Consider the following 2,052-nt stretch of genomic DNA (forward strand, 5'->3'; position numbering starts at 1 on the left):
GGCCGGGCCGGCGCGGGGCGGTGGCCTGCCCGGTGCGATCAGGTGACGGGGCTGCCGGCGCCGGTATGTGTGCCGGGGCGGGCGGGGGCGCCGGTGGCCGCCCCGGCCGTCCGGCCCACCGACTCGACCAGCGGCAGCACCCGGTACGCCACCCGCTCGCGCAGCGCCATCTCCGTGCGGGTGCGCACGACGCCCGGCAGGCTGATCAACCGCTGGACCACGTCCTCCAGATGCCCGTTGTCCCGCGCGGCGACCCGGGTGAGCAGGTCTCCGCCGCCCGTGATGGAGAACGCCTCGATGATCTCCGGAACCTCGGCGAGCGCGTCGCCCACCTCGTTCAGGCGCCCCTGCGTCACCTCGATGTGCACGAACGCCAGCACCGGGTGTCCCAGCGCGGCGGGGGAGAGGTGCGGGCCGGTGCCCGTGATCACCCCGTCCCGCTCCAGACGGTCGATCCGGGCCTGGAGCGTGCCGCGGGCGATGCCGAGGAGACGGGCGCACTCCCGCAGGCTGGTCCTCGGCTGCTCGATCATCAGCCGCAGGATGCGGGTGTCCAGCTCGTCGACCGCCATGGTTCGCGGGGTCCTTCCGTGTGCTCTCGGCTGCGCTCGCAGCGACCGTACCAACGGGCGGACGGCGCGCCGGCCGGCGCACTCCCGCAGGTGGGGCGCGCGGGCGCCCGTTCCGCGGCGCGCGGGGCGTGCCCGGGGGCGGAGTGCCTCGTTGGGCACGGCATGATCCGTGTACCGCTCACCCGTACCGCCCGCCGTGCCGCCGCCGTCGCCGCGACGGCGGTCGCCGCCGCGACGGCATGCGCCGCGCCGGCCGCCGCCGTCCCCTCGCCCGCCGGACAGGCGGTGGACACCCTCGGCGCGTTCGTCGCGCCCGAGGCCGTGGACGCCCGCACGCCCGACGGCTCCCTCAGCGTCGACGCACCCTTCCTCCAGCGGTGACCGCGACGGGCGGAGCGCCACCGGCGTGCCGGCCCGTCCGGGTCACGGGCGCGTGCCGCCGTGCGCATGCCGAGTGGCCGTGTGCGGCGGCGGACGCCACGTCCTGAGCCGGGCCCGCGCCGGGCCGCCGGCCTGCCCGCGCCGGGTCGCTGTTCCGGCCGTCGGCCGGTCCCGGGTCCTCGGCGTGCCGCCCTGCCCCGCCGGGGCGCTGCTTGTGGTGGTGGCCGCCGGGCTGCCGGCTGTCGGCGTGGCCGCGCCGGGCCGCCGGCCTGCCCGCGCCGGGTCGCTGTTCCGGCCGTCGGCCGGTCCCGGGTCCTCGGCGTGCCGCCCTGCCCGCGCCAGGACGCCGTGCCGACCGGTGGTCCGTCCGGACAGGCTTCCGATGGGCCAATGGCGCACCGGCGCCCCTGTCGGTTGAGCCAACGGGGTGGTGGGCGGTTAAGCTTGTCGTATCCACATGACTGACGGCGCCGCAGCGCCGGACGGCGACGAAGCCGTACCGGACCGCGGTGCCTTCGTCGTGTCCGCACACGACGGCCCTCCACCCCGGGCCGCAGCGGCCGCGACGGACACCACCGTGAGGGGGAGCGGCACCGCCGTGAAGAAGATGTTCATGGCCCCGGACCCGGGGCGCCTGCGCCTGCGTCTCGCCCTGCGCGCGGTGCTCGGCATCGGTCTCGCCGTCGCCGTGGCCGAGATGTGCGGGCTGTCGCTGACCGCCTCGATCACCGGTGGCCTCGCGGCGCTGCTGGCGCTCTTCACCGTCGGGGATCCGACCGTGCGCCGCCAGGCCGTCACCACCGCGCTGCTGCCGGTCGCCGGCTTCCCCGTCCTCGCGCTCGCCACGATGCTGCACGACCACCCCGCGCTGCGGGCCGCGGCCTGGCTCGCGGTCGTCTTCTGCGGCGTGTACGCCCGCCGGTGGGGGCCGCGCGGACACGCGCTGGGGATCTTCGCGTTCATGATGTTCTTCGTCACCCAGTTCCTGCACGCCGTGACCGCGCAGCTGCCCGGGCTGTTCGCCGCCGTGGGCCTCGCCCTGCTCGCCTCGTCCTCGGTCCGCTTCGGCCTGTGGTGCATCGAACGCCGTACCCCGCCC

Annotated in this window: 2 protein-coding genes and 1 pseudogene; 2 read left to right on the forward strand and 1 reads right to left on the reverse strand. The window is 77.0% G+C overall.

Annotated features, from left to right (window positions below):
- Positions 1-38 precede the first annotated feature (38 nt).
- Positions 39-572: an Lrp/AsnC family transcriptional regulator gene (locus tag EAO77_RS35355; protein ID WP_147992419.1), complete on the reverse strand. Its 534-nt coding sequence runs from the start codon at positions 570-572 to the stop codon at positions 39-41.
- A gap of 162 nt (positions 573-734) precedes the next feature.
- Between EAO77_RS35355 and EAO77_RS35360 the strand changes: the two genes are divergently transcribed.
- Both EAO77_RS35360 and EAO77_RS35365 read left to right on the forward strand, forming a co-directional pair.
- A complete protein-coding gene (locus tag EAO77_RS35360; protein WP_147992420.1) occupies positions 735-953 on the forward strand; it encodes a hypothetical protein in 219 nt (72 codons plus the stop codon).
- Between the two features lie 607 nt (positions 954-1,560).
- A pseudogene (locus EAO77_RS35365) lies at positions 1,561-2,052 on the forward strand (FUSC family protein); the annotation flags it as partial.

Origin of the sequence: Streptomyces sp. T39 (genome assembly GCF_008042045.1) — a bacterium.
In the GTDB taxonomy this organism is placed as follows: Bacteria; Actinomycetota; Actinomycetes; order Streptomycetales; family Streptomycetaceae; genus Streptomyces.